Genomic DNA, 20,220 nt, shown 5'->3' on the forward strand with positions numbered 1-20,220 from the left:
GTCATTGTGATGAAAGGTGTTCATCATTTAGGAGTAACGATAAATTTTGCAAAGACCATTCTTTCAGGAGTATCTCCTGATTTGCTTAACGCTTCATGAAGTTCACGAAGCTCTTCTACTGTAAGTGGTAATCTCTGTTCTTCCGGGTGAAAAGTTGAACCTGTTGGATAATCCACGCCTGATCTTAACGACATTTCAATATGATTTCCAGTGATATATGATACTTCATGACTCGCCGCAAAACTATTGAGTATGGAGATGCTTTTTTTGAAAGCCAACCAGTCATCGACGTACAATCTTCCCGGGTAAAAAGTATCCCCTGTCAGCAATAGCTTTGATGCCTGATCATACAATGCAATGGATGACTCATGATGCCCCGGGATAGGAATAATATCAATCAATCTTTCTCCAAGGTCCAGTTTAGCATTACCGTCCGGCCAATGTGTGATACTAAAGAATTTTTTAATCTCTTCAACTGTTAGTCCAGCCACATCAACATCAGGCTTTCCTTTAAATTGAATGTCACCAGCATGATGGTCGCTATGGCTATGTGTATGCGCTATGATCAATTTTAACTTCTTCTTTTTCTTCTGCGCTCCTTGAATAATATTGGAAACTACATCGTATAGAGGAAACAGCATTTCCTTTTCGCTGGCACCGGTATCTACAAGGAGGGCTTTTTCTTTTCCAAGAAACAAATACATGAAAGGTGCTTCGTAATGAATGCACTTGTTTTGTCTGAGTATCCATGTATTTGAATTATACTGAACAACCTGGATCAAAGGGTCGGATTGCTCCTTGCAATTGGAAGAACCCGGTATCCATCGCTGATTTTCCAGTAAAGCATGCGGCTCCTTTGCTGAATCAAATCCTGCAAAAGAAAGAATGAGCGTTAGAGCAACAATTACGGAAAATATTTTGGAAGCCATCGTAATACAATTTGATGCCTTTTCCTGTAAAAACAAAAAGACCCGGACATTTCTGACCAGGTCTTTTAGTATTAAACACCAAGCTGATTTTTTATAATGCTGCCTTATCCCAATAATGGATTGTGGTTGTTCCGCCAGTTGTGATGGTAAACATCTTATCACAAATTCCCGCACCATAGTCAACCTTTGAATCGATTCCATCAGAATTGATATCGATCACACCACTCACAGGGATATATTGATGTCTTCCTGAGCAGGTATTTTTGAATACGATGCCACTACTGATCAATGCTGAGAAATTTGTATTGCTGCGACTTTTTCCACTTAATGAACCAGTCACAGTGATCATGCCTCCACCCCAGTTACGGGTATTCTTGACTCTTTCGTATTCAAAGGATAGGACTCCATTCCATTGAGCGGAAGTACCATCAGCATAAGAAAGCTTAGCTCCTTTGGCTTCAACTGTAGTCGGTGATTTCGTCGCAGCTGCAAGAATTACATTTCCATCAAACTGAACGGAATCCTTTTTGAATCCAACAAAAGAAATATCTTCCCTGATTGTAAATAAAGAATTGTTCTTTAAGCTGATCGCATAAACGAAATTATCTGTGATCTTTCCTGTTCTGCGTTGAAGCGCATCACAATTTTCACCTGTTCCATAATCCACTGTGATAGATCCTGTATAAATAACACTGTCCGCGATAGAAGTATTAATGTTGAAGTTGCCTGAAATGGAAGGATTACATCCCCAGGTCATCTCTCTTCCACCTGTGATCGCTCTTCCTTCTGTGATTCCCTTTTCTGCAAAGGCACCCGAAGTAACGTCCATCATTTCCTGTGTAGCATAAATGATCTGGCTATTATCCTCTGCTGTAGATTCTGCATTAGCTTGCTTTTGTGCTGGCGATAGCTGATCCTTATTATCATTACACGCCCAGATAAGGGCCGTTGCCAGTGCGATCGATGCGAGTGCAGTTGGCTTTATAAATAGTCTTTTCATAAGTTTCTTTTTTAAAGGTGTCTCCCTTACCTATAGCATTTTCCATGCTGTGTTGTCTGCTACGGTCGATATCGGGGATGGAAAAACAAAAAATCCTGATGAGCAGCAGAAGAGGCTTTTGAACTGCATAGGGAAAAAGCTCTTTTTGTGGTGGAAATTCTACATCAAAAGGAGGTTTGGTAGAAATTTTTTACCGTGGTAAAACACGATGATTAGGTAGTTATATTTGTAATTACTGATAACTCACTTAAATGAAAAAACTGATTTTTTCTCTATTCATAGCGTCTTTCATAATAGGCTGTCAGAAACCTACTGTTATTAATCTGTTTAATGGCAAGGACCTGGAAGGGTGGCATACCGACGTTCCGAAGATGGACGAGGATTCAACTATGAAGAGTCCCTTCATTGTGCGCGAAGGATTATTGGTAAGCATGGGGAAACCTGAAGGTCACCTGATCACGGATCAAGCTTATCAGAATTATCGTCTTGAGGTCGAGTATCGCTTCGCAAGCAAGCCGGGTAACTGTGGAATACTTTTGCATGTATCTACTCCACGAATGTTGTATGGCATGTTTCCAAAATCTATTGAGACACAAATGGCCCATGAGAATGCCGGGGATTTCTGGTGCATTGGTGAGGATATAAGCGTTCCCGACATGGATAAAAGAAGAGGTGATAAAAAAGAGTGGGGAGCGACAGAAGGAAAGCTGAGAAGAATTTTAAATCTAACCGATGGATCTGAAAACTCTGTTGGAGAATGGAATACCATGATCATTGAATGTGTAGAAAGAACGATTAAGGTGTGGGTCAATAAAGATTTGGTAAATGATGGTTCCGGATGCACCGCTGAAAAAGGACAGATCGCAATTCAGGCGGAAGGTTCAGAAGTGGAGTTTCGGAAATTTGAATTGATAGAGATTCAATAAGTGATACAGAATTAAATTTATTTTCTAATAACCAGTATTAATATTTTATGAGGTTAGGACAATTGGCCAGGAAACTAGACCTGAGGCCTATAGAAATCGTAGATTTTCTCGCAAAGCAATCTATTCAAATTGAATCAGGTGGTAATACGCGCATTGAAGACGAACATGTCGCAATGATTCTTCAGAAATTTGATCCACAGGGATTATCAGGAAAGGCAGAAGAAGTTGTTGAAGTCGAATCTGTGGTGATAGAAGAGATCACTCCTGAACCGGTTGAAGTTATTCAACCCCTTAGTACGATCTCTATGCCTGAAGTTTTAAAAGAAGAAAAAATTGAAGTTATCAAGGCACCAAAAGTTGAATTGTCAGGCTTAAAGGTTTTAGGAAAAATCGAACTACCTGAACCAAAGAAGAAAGAAGTTCCTGCTACTACAGAAGAACCATCTCCCAGCACAGATTCTGCACCGGTTCGCGAACCGCGGAGAGAGAACAAAAACTCATCCTATCAAAGAAGAGAACGGTCCACTCCGCCACAGCGCCCGGCAAAAAATCCTATTGTCTTGCAGAGGGAAAAAGAAGCGCGTGAAGAAGAAGAGAAACGTAAAGCTAACCTTGAACTTGAAAAAGAAAAGAGAGCACTTCACTACCTTAAAAAAGTAAATGTTGTTCGTCCTACTAAAGCTGTTAAAGTGACAGAGGAGAAGGAAGTTATAAAGCATGTTGTAAAACCTCCGGCGCCAAAGAGTGTGTGGGGCAAGTTTAAAAGATGGCTGAATACTTAAACGAATAATATATTCTTTACAGTAAAGAACTTCTAAAGGATTCTTTAGGAATGAATCAATAAAGCTTTCTTTAGAAACCTGATTAACAAGAATCATTCTATTCACAATTCACTGTTCCATCACCTTTTTAGAGGTATCGGCACTACTCCCTGATGAGATTTTTGAGTAGAAATACTTTAATCTCATTTCATCGTTGATATCCGTTATAATTTCTGTACTTTCAGAGCACCCCCGCTGTTTTATTTTACCCGTTCATGAGCCTAGACAAAAGGATATTGTCAGTACTCAATGTGAAAGTCGCTGGATTACTGCTTATGGTCGTCTTTGCCACTGCTTTGTTGATACTTGCAAACTATGCCAGCCTCCGGATTACCTCTGCGGTGCGAGCATACATAAATGGCGAGTCTCAATATTCCAAAGGGCAAAAAGATGCTTCCAGAAATCTTATCCTGTATCTCAACACTTCAGATTCACTTTACTGGAATGAATTTCTCAAAGAGTTGAAGGTACCGATTGGAGACAGCATTGCTCTTTACGAACTTATGAGAGAGGGTGATGATGAGATTATAAAAAAAGGATTCTTACAAGGTCGCAACAAGGAAGTAGACCTTGATGAAATGATCTGGCTTTTCAAGAATTTCAAGGACGTGGCCTTCATGAGGGAAGCTATTGAGTTGTGGATACGCGCTGACAAGATTATCGGAAAGGTCGATGCGTTAGGAAAAGACATCCATCATCAGGTGATTTCCAATTCCTTAACTTCTCAACAAAAAGATGAATTTGTAAAACAGATCAATACCAATACCACCGAACTTACATTTCTGGAGCGGGCCTTTTCAGACAGTCTGGGAAGTGCTGCCCGCAGGATCAATAAGTATCTGTTTTACATAAATATTATCATAACCTTGCTGATCCTCGGATCCACCACTGCCTATATTCTTATTATGATCCGACAGCTTCGTGAAAAGAATATTGACCTGATAAATATCAATCATGAGCTGGACAAATTTCTTTACAGTGCATCACATGATCTCAGAGCTCCTATTTCTTCTATGAAAGGACTCATCGCACTTAGTTCCCGCGAGCTTGATCTAAGGGAAATTCACAAGTACCTGGGCCTTATGTTGATTACCCTTGATAAACAGGATCTGTTCATAAGAGAGATCATTGATTTCTCACGAAACAAAAAAACAGAAATCAGCTGCGTCAACACAAGCCTTGATTCCCTGATCAAGCAAACGATCTCCCAGCATCAGCATATGCCTGGCGCCGACACAATTGTGTTTAAAAAGGAAATTATGCTGGACACTATCAATAGCGATCCCTTAAGGCTCGAAATCATCCTCAACAACATGATCTCAAATGCCATCAAGTACAGCGACTCGAACAAAGAGAAAAAACTGATCACTATTAAAACATTTTCCCAAAATGAAAAGAATGTGGTATCCGTAGAAGATAATGGCATCGGGATAGATAAAAATTACATCTCACGCATCTATGACATGTTCTTTGTTACCGATCATAATCACAATGGCTCAGGGCTTGGCTTATATATTACCCGTGAGACAGTAAATAAGCTGGGTGGTAACATTCAGGTTGAGTCTGAGAAAGGAATCGGGACGAAGTTTACAGTGACGATACCCGTTCATAAAGATAAAAGCGCGTAGCTGTCTCCATTACCGCAGGTAAATCATATTTGCCATCTGTGCATATTATGCACAATTCAGTCTGCCAATCATCATTCTAATCTGCAGGAAATCCTTAATTTCAGCATCATGAAAAAAATCCTGCTCCTCATCATCGCTTCTGCATTCTCACAATGCATCATTGCTCAACCAGTTTTCAGGGAAGATGTAAAAGCATTCATTGATTACGATGCTCCTCTGATAGCATTTACGAATGCACTACTGGTTGACGGTAAGGGTAATCCACCTAAAGCGAGTCAAACCGTTATCATAAAAAATGGAAAAATTGTATCCATTGGTGGTCCCTCCATCAAGATTCCCGTTGACGCTAAGGTCATTGATCTCAAAGGCAAGGCACTTCTACCGGGATGGGTTATGCTTCACGAGCACATGTATTATCCCGCAATTTCTATTAAGCCATATTATGCACATTACAAGCAGCTTCCAGTGACCTTTCCACCGCTATACCTTGCAGCTGGTGCAACGACGATACGGACCGGTGGGAGTCTTGAGCCATTTTCAGATATCAGTCTTAAACAACAATCTGATAAAGGTCAGATCATTGCACCTACTATGGAGATCACTGCTCCTTACCTGGAAGGAACGGGTGCTTTTGCTTCCCAAATGTTCATCTTGAAAACTCCTGAAGAATCTCAAAAATTTGTCAATTACTGGGCTGATGCAGGCATGACTTCATTCAAATCCTATATGAAGATTGACCAGGCAACATTAAAGGCTGCCATTGAAACTGCGCATAAGCGTGGATTGAAAGTTACTGGACATCTATGCTCAGTCACCTATCGTGAAGCAGCTGAAATGGGTATTGATCACCTTGAGCATGGATTCATGGCCTCCACCGATTTTGCAAAAGATAAAATCAAAGACCAATGTCCTTCCAATAACGGGCTTGCCGATCTGGATGTCAATAGCGAGGAAGTCAAAAGTCTGATCAAGTTTCTTGTCGATAAAAAAGTGAGCATCAATTCAACGCTTGCCGTTTTTGATCTCTTTCCTCCTTATCCTGAAGCTGTAGAATCAATGGCATCGAATACACGGGAAGAATATTTAAAGACCAGCGCGCGACCAAGAAGTCCTCAGTTTGAAAAGGCTTTAAAAAATACAATGAAGATGGAAAAAATGTTTGTGGATGCCGGAGGATTGCTGACCGTCGGAACTGATCCTACTGGCAACGGCGCTGTATTAGCTGGCTTTGGAAGTCAGCGATCTATTGAGCTATTAGTGAGTGATGGCTTTACTCCGCTGGAAGCCATAAAAATTTCAACGCTCAACGGAGCCATTGCTTTGGGGAAAGATAAAGAAATCGGGTCGATTGAAGTTGGAAAGGAGGCTGATCTAATTGTGATTGATGGAGACCCCACCAAAGACATAAGTGATATCCGTAAAATCGAGCTTGTCTTTAAAGATGGAATTGGATTCAACTCAAAACGAATATTTGAAAATGTGAAGGGCAGAGTTGGAATACATTGAAAAAATAATGAACGCATGAGTTCGTCAGCTCATGCGTTCATTCCCCATTAAACCTTTACTACCTGGTAGCCTACACCATCTTCAAATTCAGGAGCATCTACTTCAGCGTAATAAACATTGTCCAGTACGTAATACTCTGTGTCGCCAACCATTTTTACTTCATAGCCTTCCGGTAGAGCATCAACAATAGCACCTTCAGGAGCATCTACTACATCATACTCTTCTGCATTATCAACTTTTGAGTAATACGTGCCATAGTAATAATAGTAATTGCGGGGACCAACAATGATGGTGCGATATCCCACGGGAAGCACTCTGATTCTCAACCCGGGAGCGGGTCTTACGATAGCATAACCACCTCTTCGCTGAGCGTAATAAATGCCATTGTTATAGTAGTAAGGATTTCTCCTGCCGCCGTACACTACAGCACCTGCAGGACGTACCCTGACAACAGTTCCCCATCTTGGCATTCCTGCATATCGAACGTGTGCGCGTCTTACCACTACCGAATGATACCTTCCCCTGCGCTGCGCCTGAACTTCAGGGATAATGATGAAAGACGTTGCGAAAAGAATCAACAACGCCATTATTATTTTTAGCTTGTTCATATGGATCTATTTTGAGTTTTGCATTAGACTCATTTTAAACCAAAAGGTTTAATCTAATTCTTTGCACCAGCCAATTTCGCTTTTAGCGGAATCTCAGGTGTACTATTGGCAAGTGTAGTCTTTTCCTCACGCTCTGTGATCTTCTGCAAAATGGTAGAAAGGATCAATCCGAATAATACAAAGGCCACAAAAAGAATAAATCCGGGCTGAAGGGTAGTTTGATTTGTAGATATACTAGCGAGTGAATCTCCCTTCATGTTGAGACTTTCCATCTGACTGTCGAGGATGCCCTTGAAACCAATGTATGCCATGAAAATAGCAACAACATTGACGTCTGCCATACTCCATTTACCGGATTTGAACGCAAAGAAATTTATAATCTTGTTCGATCTTAATTTCTCGTTTCCCAACAGATACAGCTTGGTGGATAACAATTTTGCAATAGGAAATAAGATACTGAAAGCGAGAATCAGAATTCCCACAAAAGCAGAATCCCATTTACCAGTCTCCATCAATATCGTAACGACATCTACAATGCTTTTGCTTTGAAAGAAAATAACCTGATCATTGAACACAATTCTTTCACCGATGAGAAGAAAGCTCATTTCCTGAATACGCGCATCGATTTCTATCATTGGTGAGGTGAGCCCCACGAAGAGCACAACGAGAGCCAATAAAATACTCACAACAAATAAGGGTGTCTGTATTTCTTTTTGTGAACGTAGGGCCCACCAGAGAAACAGAAACACAACCATTACTCCAAGTATGATAAAGGTAAAAAAGTAGGTCTTGCGTTGTAATTCATCCAGTACAATCTTGGTATACACATTGAATGTAGGCACGTCTGACATCTGATACTTGTCAAGGATGTTTCTGCTTCGCATTACATCATTGGCACTATCATAAGTGATTGATCCAAATTCCTCCAGCTTGCTCTTCACAAGGAACTTCAGCTTCTCCTTATTAGCTGGTTTCTTCAACTCATTGACAATGGTCCTTGAAAACTGCGGTACCTGGTCATGAAGTTTTTCCTGATTGACAAACGTGTTTACTGCGAATTTCTTCAGCTTACCTCCGACTGTTTTTTGCTTTTTCTGAACCATGCTATCAGCTTTATAAAGCACTGCATGAAGCACGGCGGAGACTTCATCCCTCATCGCCTTTTCCTGTTCAGGAGTAAATTCAAAATCATCAATGCGGTGAGTAACGACACGCACAAGGTGATCTCTCCAGGCATTTACCGAAAGAAGTCCGTAAGAAATATTGTTGAGTGTACCATAGTCCCTTTTAATATCAGCACGATCATTTGAGATCAGTGCTACTTGCAGTCCACTCCATGTTGCAAGAGCAAGAAGTGCTCCTGTGAGGAGGATAAGGACAGAACGTTTGATGAAGATATTCAAGGGGAAGTGAATTAAAGCTCAATGCCTTAATGCAATCATTATGCCCCCCAATGTAGGTAGTATTTAAACCTATTCAGGACAAGCGACAAAAAGGGAAATCCGGAGTGTAGAATATTTTCCTCAAAGAGACTATTCAGGGGTCGCAGGGACCTCTGCAGCAGGAACTTCTACCTTTCTGGTGACATGAAACATGAACTGTTTATCCATCTTCAGTTCGTACACTGCTTCGCTCATCAATTGTGATGCTTTCTGAGATTGCTGAAGCACTCCCAGAAGGTCACGCGCTACGGTAGAATCCTTGATTTTATTAACTGCTTTTCCGTTCGAAACTTCCAGAACAAATGAATACCCAGTCTTTTCCTTTAGGCCAACGGCTTTGAATTCATGAGAAAAAAGCCTGTATTGCTGAGGATCTTTCCCGGCATCTACCATCAATTTCAGAATCATGGGACGATACTTATTCCAGAGTGAAGTATATGGGTTTGATTCAAAAAGCATAGTAGAAAAGAGGTTATCTGGTGTTTTATTAAACGAAAAGAGAGGCAATGTAATACTTTTTGGCGGAAATTTCATGAGAATTCAGGGACATTATCCGGCAGATAAGGCTGATTAATCCCGTATTAATTCCTCAGGAAGACGACCATATCGAATGAGAAAAAAACAGGAAGATATCGATGCTATAATGATGCAATGATCTCATTATTATGCTGTCCCAATGAAGGTGGAGCAGACAACTGATCTGCCATGCCCTCAAGTCCGGAACCTGCGAAAACCCTGACCCCTTTTAAACTTTCTGCAACAAGTATCATCTCTTTTGCTTCCGGCATTTCAAAAAGTTGCTGAATATTCTGAATCAGTCCACCGGGAACCTTCTCGAAATGTAATTGTGTCAATAGCTTCTGACTTTCGATCTGTTGAATCAGGGGAACGAGTGTCTCACGCAGGGATTTTCTGTTCCTAACTCTAGCCTCATTTGTGGAATAGAGGGAAAGCTCAGCGATCAATGGATTACCAAGGATCTTCATGAGATTCTTAAACTGTTTGTCATTGCCCACTGCAAGCAATAAGAGTTTATCATCACTCGTTTTGAATACCTCTCCATAAGGAGCAATGTTAGGATGAGCAGAACCCTTGCGTATTGGAAGTACATCTGCTACCAACCAATTTGTTGCCTGATTGGCAAGAGAAGAAACTGCTGTCTGAAGCAGTGAAACTTCCACAAAACTTCCTTTTCCGGATCTTTCCTTTTTTATCAACGCAAGCAATAGCGCCTCCTTTAACTGATGACCTGCAAGCACATCAATTAATGCAACTGGCATTTTTACAGGAGGTCCATCCTTTTCACCATTAAGATCCATAAATCCTGATTCAGCCTGAATCACAGCATCGTATCCTACCTGATCGCTTTGAGATCCATATCCTGTGATCTGTCCATAGATAAGTTGTCTGTTGATCAATGACAGCTGATCATAGGACACTCCAAGCTTCTCAGCATCTCCAGGTTTATAGCTGGCAATGATAATGTCAGATCTTAGCGCAAGTCTATGAACGATGGATTTTCCTTCAATGGTGTTAAGATCAAGAGCAACTGATTTTTTTCCCCAGTTACAGCAACAGAAATAAGCGGAAATATCACCCTCTTTTTCTGTTGAGCCTTTCCAGGAACGCGTAACATCACCGCCTGTTTTCAGATTCTCAATCTTGATAACTTCAGCTCCCATTTCGGCAAAAAATTGTCCAACACTTGGACCTGCCAGGACAGAAGCTAGTTCAAGCACTTTAAGATTTTCAAACATTGATAATGATTTATTAAGTATTCCTGAGCGGTTTCAAAAACCAGGAATTAGATAGTTTGTCCAGCGAAATTAGAATCATTTGGTGCATTTTTGCGTTCTGGATTCAAAATCCGAAAACTATGCGAATTCTGTACTTTTTTCTTGCCAGCGTTATTCTCCTTTCTTGTTCAGATAAGCCTGTTGTACTCCAAACAGGGATCTGGAGAGGTGTTCTGGACCAGCAGGGACAAAAGTTGCCATTTACCTTTGAGGTAGAAAATCTTGATGGAAAATATCTGATTTATATCAGAAATGCCGGTGAAAAGCTTACGCTTGATGAGGTGAAGATTGATGGTGATTCGGTTAAAATGGTGCTGCATATTTTTGATGCAGAACTACATGCTAAAGTAGAAGGAAATTCGCTCCACGGGTTTTATCTGAAAAATTATGATCGGTCATTCAGAATGCCTTTCAATGCATCGTTTGGAGATGATTACAGGTTTGAAAAAACAAGCGATATGGCAACCACTGACTTTGCAGGCAAATATGCCGTTAAGTTTATTGACAGTAAAAATGATACGTCTGTTTCCGTGGGTGTCTTTAATCAAAAGGGAAATCATGTTGAAGGAACTTTCCTGACGACGACCGGAGACTATCGTTATCTGGAAGGAAGCGTTGTTAATGATACTCTCTTTCTGAGCACCTTCGATGGCAATCATTCTTTTCTTTTCATTGCTACAAAAAATGAAAACAATACCCTAACCGGAGATTACTGGTCGGGCAAAGCTTCTCACGAGACATGGACTGCCGTAAAAGATGATAATGCTGTCATGCCAGATGCGGAAGGCTTGACATTTCTGAAGGAAGGATTTGAAAAAATCGACTTCAGCTTTCCGGATCTCAATAAGAATATCATCACACCGGAAAAATACAAGGGCAAAGTATTGATCCTTCAGATCTTTGGGACATGGTGTCCTAATTGCATGGACGAAACCAAGTTCCTTTCTCAATGGTATAATGACAACAAAGAACGTGGGGTAGAGATTCTGGGTCTTGCATATGAACGCAAGGACGATTTTACTTATGCCAGTGAGCGTGTCCTGAAAATGAAGAATAAACTTAACGTGCCCTATGAATTTGTTATTGCCGGCACCAATGATAAGGTGAAAGCCTCTGAAACATTACCCATGCTTAACAAAGTGTTGGCCTTCCCTACTACTATTTTTATTGGGAAGGATGGAAAAGTAAAGCATATCAGGACTGGATTTGAGGGACCTGGCACAGGAGTATATTATGACCAGTTCAAACAACGCTTTAATGAAGTGATCAATCAATTATTGAGTGAGAAACAGGTTTCTAAGAAATAAATGAATTCTAATAACCAATCATCTTCAGGCACAAAGAATCTTACCACTCGTAAGCGGGTCGTGGTCGGCCTTTCCGGCGGAGTGGATTCCAGTGTTGCAGCATATCTCCTGAAAGAGCAGGGATATGAAGTGATAGGGATGTTCATGAAGAACTGGCATGATGATTCGGTAACAATCAGCAATGAATGTCCATGGCTTGATGATAGCAATGATGCCATGATTGTCGCACAACATCTTGGAATACCTTTTCAGGCAATCGATCTCAGCAAAGAATACAAAGAGCGCATTGTCGATTATATGTTCGCAGAATATCAGCGTGGACGTACACCTAATCCTGATGTCCTTTGCAATCGTGAAATCAAATTCGATGTATTTCTAAATGCTGCACTAAAGCTGGGGGCTGATTTTGTTGCAACAGGGCATTATTGCAGAAAAGGAACACTGGAAAAAGATGGGCAGGTTCATTATCAGCTTCTGGCAGGAAAAGATCCCAATAAAGATCAAAGCTATTTTCTATGTCAGTTGACGCAGCAGCAACTTTCAAAAGCACTTTTTCCTGTTGGCGAATTATTGAAGCCTGAGGTGAGAGATATTGCCCGAAAAGCCAATCTCTCGACAGCAGAGAAGAAAGATTCACAAGGCTTATGCTTTGTTGGGAAGGTTCATTTGCCTGATTTTCTTCAGCAAAGACTCGAAACCAAAAAAGGAAACGTCATTGAGGTCGCAACAGATTCTTTAATTTTTAAAAACGGGATTAACTACGATGATCTTGTGGAAATGACGAAGCCATATGTATTTTCTCCTGAATTAGGTGAAGTTGTTGGCGAGCATAACGGAGCTCATTATTACACCATTGGACAAAGACGTGGACTAAATATCGGCGGATTTGAAAAACCTTTATTTGTGATCGGCACTGATACAGATAAAAACGTTATTTATACCGGCATGGGAGAAGATCATCCGGGTCTTTATCGAAAGGGACTTTTTGTTCCCAACAATGATGAACATTGGATTCGAAATGATCTTTCATTAAAGGTAAATGAATCAAAGGAATACAAGGCCAGAATTCGGTATCGTCAACCTTTAGAACTCTGTACTCTGCACAAAAAAGAGGAAGGTTTGTACATTATTTTTGATCGGCCTCAACGCGGGATCACACCCGGACAGTTTGCCGCATGGTATAATGAAGACGAACTGGTTGGATCTGGGGTTATTAACTAAATAGCTATTTCGGATACATTTCCGGGTAAGGAATAAAGGATTCGATCAAAAGGCTTACTCCATCATGCGTCATAAGACTGAGTGTAATGATGATACTTCCTACCACCAGTGCCACTGCAAGATTATTATTCTTTAATTCTGTTATCTCATCGATAGGTGTGATGTAGTCATAGATGAGCATTCCAAGCCAGCACACCAGTAAAGCAGTGACATAGGCCATCAGTATGTACAAAGCTCCGTATCCCATGAAAGTTATCAGAAGGTGAAAAGTACTATTATCACGCGTTGATAGAATTCTGAAAAGTGAAAGTAATGGTTGAATAACACCACTCACCATGTAGCCAACAGAAAAAAGAATACATGCAGTAAATATTCCAAATGCCTGATTATTCTGGTTGATATCATACTTCTTCTTGCCGTAATACTTTAGCAGTAGATATGTAACAGCCATAATGGCTACTCCCATGCTAAGACCAGAAAGAATTTCAATAATTGCGAGTAGGGTCAGCTTCGAATTCATAATCTAAAATTATAGTCCAGTAATTAGTATTTGGCATATCTGGAGGGAGCATTCCAGGCATCCATCCGGTGGCGGTGGTCTCCCAAAAGTAAAACTTTCTGCCTTTATGCATAATGAAATCACCACCTGTGGGAACATCCACAGCCAGCATGGAATGCCGATACTGGTAGCTGTTCACGATGATTGGATCAAATCCAAGGTTCTTTAATAGAGTAAATAAGGTGACAGTTCTTGTATCGCAATCGCCTGATAGTGAATATAAAAACTCCACTGGAGATAAAATCCCATAACGCTGAAGAGGGACGCATGGATAATCTGTGTGTGTAAAGCAGCTGTCAGTAGAAAGAATATAATTATATGGAATGTCCTGAATCATTGAAACAGCAGTATAGATAAGATCAGGGGCCGAAATATTGTCCGTTACCCCCATCGAGATAATGGAATCCTTCAAAGGATTCAAGGATTCCTTGTTGTGATCATACAATCCGAAATAAAAGTTCCTCCAGAATATTTTTTCATTTTCACCCTCATCAATCAGCATCGTATCACGATGATAAAATGCTTCATCAGACATAGCAGGTGTAAAAGAAAACTGTAATCTGCGTTTGGATGCATCTGCGTCTTTCCATACCCGATGATGTGTTGTTGCTACCTCCCATCCAAGCGTGTCGCTGGTATCAAAGTCTTCAATTGAAAATTCATCTACCGGAACTGAGTTGATAGTTGAAGTGCTCTCCTCAGAAGAATCAAAAAAATTGATGATGACACCCAGGGCGATCAGCAAAATACACATCACCCTGAATATCTTTTTCACTTTAGTTTCATTGTTTTACGCGGTGAAGAATGAGTCCATGTTTTGTATGCTCTTCTAAAGGCACTCGCTTCCGAATAACCAAGAATGCTCGCAACGTAAGCTACCTTTAAATCAGGATTGGCTAATAGTTGTCGTGCGATATCCTTTTTAATCATTATCGATAATTTCCTGAAAGTTATTTTCTCCTCTTTCAATTTTCTTTGCAATGAGCGGGTGGTTAATCCAAGGTTCATCGCCAGAAATTCAATAGGTGGCACCTGCCCGTTAAATTCTGTCAATATAATTCTCCTCACGCGATTTGAAAACTTTTCCTTTGACATACGCTCCCGAGAGATTCCTGTCAGCATTTTATCAAACATTCGGTAGAGTGAATGGTCATAGCTTATGACTTTTGATGCCAATTGATGATTCGCAAAAATCAATTGATTGACCCCCGCTTTCAGGTTCAGAGAACATTTGAATACTCTTTCATACTCTGGTAATGCAAAACGTTCCCTGCTGTGAAAATTTACCTGCATGGGAGATACTTTTTTTCCCGAAAGAAGATAGAATACCTGAAGTGTTCCAGCCATTGCCTGATCCACCGCCTGTTGTGCGCTACCAGGTGATTGCCTGGTCCAGACTATTTCCGGGTCAAATTGCAAAATATAGCTTGAGCCTTCTTTATAGATTGAGTATCGAAACATATTCGTCGCCACCCTTCCAAATTTGGCAACGCTCTCAAAGGCATCTTTAAGCGAAGGGCTGCTTTGCATCAAATTGCCGATCAATCCAAGAATGGAAGGATTGGTAGTTTCACCCAAATGCAAACCAAGTAGATTATCATTAGTCAGCTTGACCGCCAGTTCCCACACTTTGTAAGCTGATTCAAAATCAAGTTTTTTATCTGAATGATTTAAGTCTGCCGGATCAACTTTTGCCAGTCGGCAAAGACTTTCCATATCAGCACCTTTGGATACTGCTCCATAAATAATATCTCTGATGATGGGCATGTGTGCGAACATGGCATGATTGAACATTCCGGTTGTCGCAAAATGTCCCTCTTTTGTCACAAGTTATCACTTCTGACGAAATCCAATTAACGTTTGATTAAATAAAACGACAACTATGAAAACAATTACACAGATTTTCCTTGGCCTGATGGCCCTCGCATTTGTCAAGGTAGGAATTGAAACACTTATTGATCCCAGGGCTGTGCTTTCGCAGGTAGGCATAGTGCTGGATAATTCAAGTGCCCTCAGCTCTATGAGAGCCGTTTATGGGGGAATGCATCTTGCATTTGGAATATTTTGTGTCTACGGAATTTTGAAAGACGTTCAGACATCTTTGATTTTAGTACTTCTGTATACTTCGGGATTTGTAATCGGAAGGCTCTCAGGAATTTTACTGGATGGAAGTCCCAACTCCTTTGTTGTTATATGGCTGATAACAGAAAGTGCTTCAATAGCAATAGCCCTCTTCCTGTTAGTCAAAATCCGATCTTAGGAGATCAGGGAAGTGTAGTAAAAGAGACGATACTGCTATAATAGATCTTTGAATAGTCAGCGTTTGCCGCGAATCCTCTATAAAAATAAGTAGTGGCCGGCGTAAGGTTATCGAGTTTGATGCTGAATTTTCTTGCCTCACTGGTAGACCCGAGCACTATTTTATTCTTTGAGTTGATGACAGATAGGTCTGATTGGGTATCCCAAAGGAAACCAAAGTTGACAGGACGGACCGGACCGATCTCCTTTATCTCTGCACCCATTACCACGCTGGTCGCTCCTATTTGCTGTGCGTTGTCCGGAAACAACTCCGGTGCATCTGCTTCATTGTCCTGGCAGGCAATAGCAACGAAAATTAAAAGAATACCCCACTTCTTCATTCTTCAAAGATAGTGATCCGGATTCTTTTAATCCCGCCTTCCTGCAAATATTAAAGCACTATCAATCCTGCTTCAATGACTTCACAGGATTCGCAATAGCTGTCTTAATTGTCTGAAAACTAACTGTAAGGAATGCTATCATCAATATTACGATCATGGGAATTCCAAACATCCACACATTCAGAGTTACCCTGACAGAATAAGTCATAAGCCATTCGTGAATTATAAAATAGGCAATGGGTATGGCAACAATCGATGCGACAAGAATGACTTTCATGAAGTCAGCTGAAAGTAACTGAACAATCTGATGCACAGATGCGCCGAGAACCTTGCGTATTCCAATTTCCTTTGCCCGCTGGACTATTGTATAGGATGATAGTCCAAATAATCCAAGACAGGCAATGAATATGGCAAGAGCAGAAAAAATAGCTACAATTTTTCCAAACTGAGCATCGCTTTGGTATTGACTATTATAAACTTCATCTATAAAGAAGTAATGGAACAAAACGTCCGGGTAGTTTTTAGTCCATAGCTCTTTTATGGTAGCAATACTTTCCTCAACGTTTTGAGTATTTAGTCGAATACTAAAATAATCTGATCTTTCACGGTAGTAGAGAAGTATCGGCATCTGCTTTTCCTTTGGAGATCGTTGATAAAAATTCTTCAGGACCCCAACGATTGTTGAGTATTCTACATTGCGGGTTCTGAAAGTAATCCTTCCACCAATTGCTTCTTCCGCTGATGTGTATCCGAGTTGACGTGCCGCTTCCTCATTAATAATTACCTGATCCGTATTAGGAAGGCCATCTTCAAAATTCTTTCCCTCTACCAGGCTCATTCCAAGTGCAGGGATAAAATCAGCATCAGCACTGAAATAATAATACTCATAATTTCCCTTCGACTTCTCTTCGCCAAATTTTCTGAAAGTGGTAGTACTAAGTTCGTGCACACTTAATCCTGGCAAAGCATCCGACCTGCCTACTTTTTTAACGGATGAATTCTGAAGAAGCTCCGTTTTAAAATTCTGAAAAGAGACTTTATAGACTGAATCGGCGGCATTGGTACGAGGGGCGCGTATCGCAAGAGTCTGATCTATGTTCATTCCAAGGTCGATGTCTCTGAGAAAATTTATTTGCGCGTAAACAGCAATAAGACACACCATTAGAACAATCGTAGCACCAAATTGAAATACTACCAGTGCTTTGCGAAGCTGCTGTCCTCTTGCTGACGACTGGAATTTGCCTTTTAGGATTGTTGCGGGTTGAAAAGATGACAGAACAAAGGCAGGGTACAATCCGGCAAGCACTGATCCAAAGAAGATCAATCCAGTTAATAAGAGCCAGAAATTAATGTCATTGACAAAATTTAATGGAAGGGATTGGCCTGTAATATCACGGAACATCGGCAAAGCAATCCAGAACAAAAACAAAGCAAGAATACCAGCGATTAGATTTACAATGAATGATTCTGACAAGAACTGGAAAACAAGCTGATGCTTTACGGATCCCATTACTTTTCTGATCCCTACTTCCTTTCCTCTTTCAATTGCCTTTGCCGTAGAGAGATTAACATAATTTACCCATGCAATAACTACTATGAACAGGGCAATAGTAATCATGAAATAAACTATTTTGATGCTGCCGTTTGGCTCTGGCTCAAATGACTTATTTGAATAGAGGTGAATGTCTTTGATGGGCTCCGCAGTGTATCGGGAATAATCAATTTTTTCCTTTAGCTCATCGGCTATTATTAGAAGCTTTTTGTTAAAGTCATTTACACTTGCCCCCGGAACCATTAAAAAATAAGTAAACTCATTATTACCACCCCAATTATCATCACGATACCATTCATTGATCTTATACATGGTCGAATGAGAAAGGAGTATTCCGAATTTCAAATGAGTATTGGCGGGGCAGTCCGCCATCACCGCCGTTATTTGATACAATTTTCTATCAATCTCAATTGATTTTCCCAGTGGGTCTATGTTGCCGAAATACTTTTTAACCACGGAAGTTGAAAGCACTGCCTGAAATGGCTCAACAAGTGCATTCCTCGAATCACCCTTCAGAGTCTTAATACCGAATACTTCAAAAGCTGAAGGATCAGCAAAATAAATTCCCTCATCAAGAAATTTATCGTCGCCGACTCTTATCTCCTGAAGGCCATCATTGTGAAACATTCTTGCAAAATCAACTACCTCAGGAATTCTCTCTTTGACCAGAGGGCCAAAACCAGGATGAGTTTCACAATCAGTCATTACATACTCCGTTCCATTATAAATGTCCAGTGTGACACGGAAGACGCGATCAGCATTGGGATTATACTCCTCATAGCTTTTTTCAAATCTTACATAATGAATGATGAACAGGAAGGCTGCTATACCAACACCTAATCCGAAAATATTTATAAATGAGAAGACTCTGTTTTTGAGCAGGCTACGTCTCGCCATTCTCAGATAGTTTTTTAACATGGTATAATAAGTTTATGTGACCGTATGATACAGACAACTCAGCACGAAAATACCCCTATTCCATTATAGAAAGCCAATAAAATGCTGCTATACAGCAGATCATATGAAGCAAATCAGATTTCTTTAAATCCTGAAATACCACCGGATACAATGAATTTCATAGCAGCAGAGCCGGAAATATCAAGTTGCTTAACATTCTCACGAAGCACAAGGAAATGATCACCGGAGAAAGCATACGAATGAGGAAAATAAACAGCCACCATTTCCCCCAAGCCAATTTCTGTAAGATCAGCCTGAGTGATGAACCCGATTCTATAAATGTTATTTTCCTTATTGATCGTAACAAGTACGGGCTTATCAAACTTTCTCTTATCTCCCACAAAAGCTCCCAGCAGATCTTTAACGGAAGAATAGATCAGCTTTACAAGAGGAATACGATTAATGATATGATCAAACCAATTGGAGAAAGTCTGAAAAGCAAAATTTGTGGTAAAGTATCCAAAGAGGGTAATGGCACTCAGAATAATGGCGAATCCAACTCCCGGATAAGGAAGATCCAGTCGCGTATCAAGCCATTGAAAAGCCTGGATGATAAAATAGACAGTTGCTACAAGTGGAACGATAAACAGTGTTCCATTAAAAAAATAGCGTGCGACTTTTTGAAATATCTTCTTCATTCGATTGTTATAAAATTAAAAAGGCTTCCGAATTTCCCCGGAAGCCTTTTTACGATGTTTTATTTCGTTTAAAGTGAGAATCCGAGGAAGCTTAAAAATCCAAGGGACATCAATCCAACAAGGATGAATGTTATTCCCAGACCTCTTAATGGCGCCGGGACATTGGAGTATTTCATTTTTTCACGCACACCCGCCAGCGCAACGATCGCCAGCATCCATCCTATACCGGATCCGAGACCGAATACTGTTGCCTCCGCAAGATTATAAGGCCGTCCCACCATAAAAAGTGCAGCTCCCAATACTGAGCAATTAACAGCGATCAGTGGAAGAAAGATTCCAAGAGTACCATACAAAGCAGGAGAAAATTTCTCAACCGCCATTTCAGTCAATTGGGTGATTGCCGCAATAACGGAAATGAATACAATGAACTGCAAAAAGCTGATATCGATATCAGCAAATCCAGCGCCTAACCAGCTGAGGGAACCAGCTGTCAGAACATAATTCTGAATAAGCCAGTTGATCGGGACCGTAATTCCGATTACGAATATCACCGCGATCCCCAATCCAAAAGCAGTCTTTACCTTCTTTGAGATTGCCAGGAATGAACACATTCCAAGGAAGTAGGCGAAAATCATGTTGTCGATAAAAATCGAACGAACACCAATATTAATTAAGTTTTCCATAGCTGATT

General features: G+C 40.5%; 20 protein-coding genes. 7 read left to right on the forward strand and 13 right to left on the reverse strand.

Features of this window, described 5'->3' with window-relative positions; all coding sequences use genetic code 11:
• Positions 1-23 precede the first annotated feature (23 nt).
• Together HOP08_04210 and HOP08_04215 are read right to left on the reverse strand one after the other, a co-directional pair.
• Positions 24-929 carry an MBL fold metallo-hydrolase gene (locus HOP08_04210; GenBank protein ID NOT74109.1) on the reverse strand — a complete coding sequence of 302 codons (906 nt, stop codon included), beginning with the start codon at positions 927-929 and terminating at the stop codon, positions 24-26.
• Between the two features lie 91 nt (positions 930-1,020).
• The gene (locus HOP08_04215; protein NOT74110.1) at positions 1,021-1,929 is read right to left on the reverse strand and encodes a hypothetical protein; all 909 of its coding nucleotides are present in this window, start codon (positions 1,927-1,929) and stop codon (positions 1,021-1,023) included.
• Between the two features lie 251 nt (positions 1,930-2,180).
• Between HOP08_04215 and HOP08_04220 the strand changes: the two genes are divergently transcribed.
• The 4 genes from HOP08_04220 to HOP08_04235 all read left to right on the forward strand — a co-directional run bounded on the left by HOP08_04220 (position 2,181) and on the right by HOP08_04235 (position 6,810).
• Positions 2,181-2,855 carry a DUF1080 domain-containing protein gene (locus tag HOP08_04220; GenBank protein ID NOT74111.1) on the forward strand — a complete coding sequence of 225 codons (675 nt, stop codon included), beginning with the start codon at positions 2,181-2,183 and terminating at the stop codon, positions 2,853-2,855.
• A gap of 47 nt (positions 2,856-2,902) precedes the next feature.
• Complete coding sequence (locus tag HOP08_04225; protein NOT74112.1) at positions 2,903-3,637, forward strand: hypothetical protein; 735 nt, start codon at positions 2,903-2,905, stop codon at positions 3,635-3,637.
• Between the two features lie 254 nt (positions 3,638-3,891).
• Positions 3,892-5,304 carry a HAMP domain-containing histidine kinase gene (locus tag HOP08_04230; protein ID NOT74113.1) on the forward strand — a complete coding sequence of 471 codons (1,413 nt, stop codon included), beginning with the start codon at positions 3,892-3,894 and terminating at the stop codon, positions 5,302-5,304.
• Between the two features lie 108 nt (positions 5,305-5,412).
• Positions 5,413-6,810 (forward strand): amidohydrolase family protein, encoded by a 1,398-nt coding sequence (locus HOP08_04235; protein ID NOT74114.1) that lies wholly within the window; start codon positions 5,413-5,415, stop codon positions 6,808-6,810.
• Between the two features lie 47 nt (positions 6,811-6,857).
• Here the strand turns inward: HOP08_04235 and HOP08_04240 are convergent, their stop codons facing one another.
• From HOP08_04240 to HOP08_04255, 4 genes are all read right to left on the reverse strand, one after another.
• Positions 6,858-7,418, reverse strand: a complete 561-nt coding sequence (locus HOP08_04240; GenBank protein ID NOT74115.1) for a hypothetical protein — start codon at positions 7,416-7,418, stop codon at positions 6,858-6,860.
• A gap of 53 nt (positions 7,419-7,471) precedes the next feature.
• A complete protein-coding gene (locus HOP08_04245; GenBank protein NOT74116.1) occupies positions 7,472-8,821 on the reverse strand; it encodes a paraquat-inducible protein A in 1,350 nt (449 codons plus the stop codon).
• Between the two features lie 129 nt (positions 8,822-8,950).
• Positions 8,951-9,319, reverse strand: a complete 369-nt coding sequence (locus HOP08_04250; GenBank protein NOT74117.1) for a hypothetical protein — start codon at positions 9,317-9,319, stop codon at positions 8,951-8,953.
• Positions 9,320-9,498: 179 nt separating this feature from the next.
• The gene (locus HOP08_04255; protein NOT74118.1) at positions 9,499-10,617 is read right to left on the reverse strand and encodes a CoA transferase; all 1,119 of its coding nucleotides are present in this window, start codon (positions 10,615-10,617) and stop codon (positions 9,499-9,501) included.
• Between the two features lie 119 nt (positions 10,618-10,736).
• On the opposite strand from HOP08_04255, the gene HOP08_04260 reads away from it, so the two are divergent.
• Positions 10,737-11,963 carry a TlpA family protein disulfide reductase gene (locus tag HOP08_04260; protein ID NOT74119.1) on the forward strand — a complete coding sequence of 409 codons (1,227 nt, stop codon included), beginning with the start codon at positions 10,737-10,739 and terminating at the stop codon, positions 11,961-11,963.
• A complete protein-coding gene (mnmA, locus tag HOP08_04265; protein NOT74120.1) occupies positions 11,964-13,184 on the forward strand; it encodes a tRNA 2-thiouridine(34) synthase MnmA in 1,221 nt (406 codons plus the stop codon). It begins immediately after the preceding gene.
• Between the two features lie 4 nt (positions 13,185-13,188).
• On the opposite strand, the gene HOP08_04270 is transcribed toward mnmA, so the two are convergent.
• The 3 genes from HOP08_04270 to HOP08_04280 are packed head-to-tail and all read right to left on the reverse strand — an operon-like array spanning position 13,189 to position 15,570.
• Positions 13,189-13,704: a DUF350 domain-containing protein gene (locus HOP08_04270; protein NOT74121.1), complete on the reverse strand. Its 516-nt coding sequence runs from the start codon at positions 13,702-13,704 to the stop codon at positions 13,189-13,191.
• Entirely contained in the window at positions 13,670-14,518 is an 849-nt protein-coding gene (locus HOP08_04275) for a hypothetical protein (protein ID NOT74122.1), read from the reverse strand. The genes HOP08_04270 and HOP08_04275 overlap by 35 nt, the downstream gene beginning before the upstream one ends.
• Positions 14,515-15,570 carry a helix-turn-helix domain-containing protein gene (locus HOP08_04280; GenBank protein NOT74123.1) on the reverse strand — a complete coding sequence of 352 codons (1,056 nt, stop codon included), beginning with the start codon at positions 15,568-15,570 and terminating at the stop codon, positions 14,515-14,517. Before HOP08_04280 ends, HOP08_04275 begins: the two co-directional genes overlap by 4 nt.
• Before the next feature lie 55 nt (positions 15,571-15,625).
• Between HOP08_04280 and HOP08_04285 the strand changes: the two genes are divergently transcribed.
• On the forward strand, positions 15,626-16,003 hold the full coding sequence (locus tag HOP08_04285) for a DUF4345 domain-containing protein (protein ID NOT74124.1): 378 nt from the start codon (positions 15,626-15,628) through the stop codon (positions 16,001-16,003).
• Between the two features lie 4 nt (positions 16,004-16,007).
• Here the strand turns inward: HOP08_04285 and HOP08_04290 are convergent, their stop codons facing one another.
• From HOP08_04290 to nqrE, 4 genes are all read right to left on the reverse strand, one after another.
• Positions 16,008-16,382 carry a fibronectin type III domain-containing protein gene (locus HOP08_04290; protein ID NOT74125.1) on the reverse strand — a complete coding sequence of 125 codons (375 nt, stop codon included), beginning with the start codon at positions 16,380-16,382 and terminating at the stop codon, positions 16,008-16,010.
• A 61-nt stretch (positions 16,383-16,443) separates the two neighbouring features.
• Complete coding sequence (locus HOP08_04295; protein NOT74126.1) at positions 16,444-18,852, reverse strand: FtsX-like permease family protein; 2,409 nt, start codon at positions 18,850-18,852, stop codon at positions 16,444-16,446.
• Positions 18,853-18,965: 113 nt separating this feature from the next.
• Complete coding sequence (locus HOP08_04300) at positions 18,966-19,529, reverse strand: DUF502 domain-containing protein (protein NOT74127.1); 564 nt, start codon at positions 19,527-19,529, stop codon at positions 18,966-18,968.
• Between the two features lie 68 nt (positions 19,530-19,597).
• Positions 19,598-20,212 (reverse strand): NADH:ubiquinone reductase (Na(+)-transporting) subunit E, encoded by a 615-nt coding sequence (nqrE, locus tag HOP08_04305; GenBank protein ID NOT74128.1) that lies wholly within the window; start codon positions 20,210-20,212, stop codon positions 19,598-19,600.
• Between the last annotated feature and the right edge of the window lie 8 nt (positions 20,213-20,220).

The sequence above is a fragment of the Cyclobacteriaceae bacterium genome (assembly GCA_013141055.1).
Classification (GTDB): Bacteria; Bacteroidota; Bacteroidia; order Cytophagales; family Cyclobacteriaceae; genus ELB16-189.

Excerpts from the sequence above, each read along its gene's own strand:
- HOP08_04210 (NOT74109.1), bottom strand. The coding sequence starts at position 929 with ATGGCTTCCAAAATATTTTCCGTAATTGTTGCTCTAACGCTCATTCTT.
- HOP08_04215 (NOT74110.1), bottom strand. The coding sequence starts at position 1,929 with ATGAAAAGACTATTTATAAAGCCAACTGCACTCGCATCGATCGCACTG.
- HOP08_04220 (NOT74111.1), top strand. The coding sequence starts at position 2,181 with ATGAAAAAACTGATTTTTTCTCTATTCATAGCGTCTTTCATAATAGGC.
- HOP08_04225 (NOT74112.1), top strand. The coding sequence starts at position 2,903 with ATGAGGTTAGGACAATTGGCCAGGAAACTAGACCTGAGGCCTATAGAA.
- HOP08_04230 (NOT74113.1), top strand. The coding sequence starts at position 3,892 with ATGAGCCTAGACAAAAGGATATTGTCAGTACTCAATGTGAAAGTCGCT.
- HOP08_04235 (NOT74114.1), top strand. The coding sequence starts at position 5,413 with ATGAAAAAAATCCTGCTCCTCATCATCGCTTCTGCATTCTCACAATGC.
- HOP08_04240 (NOT74115.1), bottom strand. The coding sequence starts at position 7,418 with ATGAACAAGCTAAAAATAATAATGGCGTTGTTGATTCTTTTCGCAACG.
- HOP08_04250 (NOT74117.1), bottom strand. The coding sequence starts at position 9,319 with ATGCTTTTTGAATCAAACCCATATACTTCACTCTGGAATAAGTATCGT.
- HOP08_04255 (NOT74118.1), bottom strand. The coding sequence starts at position 10,617 with ATGTTTGAAAATCTTAAAGTGCTTGAACTAGCTTCTGTCCTGGCAGGT.
- HOP08_04260 (NOT74119.1), top strand. The coding sequence starts at position 10,737 with ATGCGAATTCTGTACTTTTTTCTTGCCAGCGTTATTCTCCTTTCTTGT.
- mnmA (NOT74120.1), top strand. The coding sequence starts at position 11,964 with ATGAATTCTAATAACCAATCATCTTCAGGCACAAAGAATCTTACCACT.
- HOP08_04270 (NOT74121.1), bottom strand. The coding sequence starts at position 13,704 with ATGAATTCGAAGCTGACCCTACTCGCAATTATTGAAATTCTTTCTGGT.
- HOP08_04285 (NOT74124.1), top strand. The coding sequence starts at position 15,626 with ATGAAAACAATTACACAGATTTTCCTTGGCCTGATGGCCCTCGCATTT.
- HOP08_04290 (NOT74125.1), bottom strand. The coding sequence starts at position 16,382 with ATGAAGAAGTGGGGTATTCTTTTAATTTTCGTTGCTATTGCCTGCCAG.
- HOP08_04295 (NOT74126.1), bottom strand. The coding sequence starts at position 18,852 with ATGTTAAAAAACTATCTGAGAATGGCGAGACGTAGCCTGCTCAAAAAC.
- HOP08_04300 (NOT74127.1), bottom strand. The coding sequence starts at position 19,529 with ATGAAGAAGATATTTCAAAAAGTCGCACGCTATTTTTTTAATGGAACA.
- nqrE (NOT74128.1), bottom strand. The coding sequence starts at position 20,212 with ATGGAAAACTTAATTAATATTGGTGTTCGTTCGATTTTTATCGACAAC.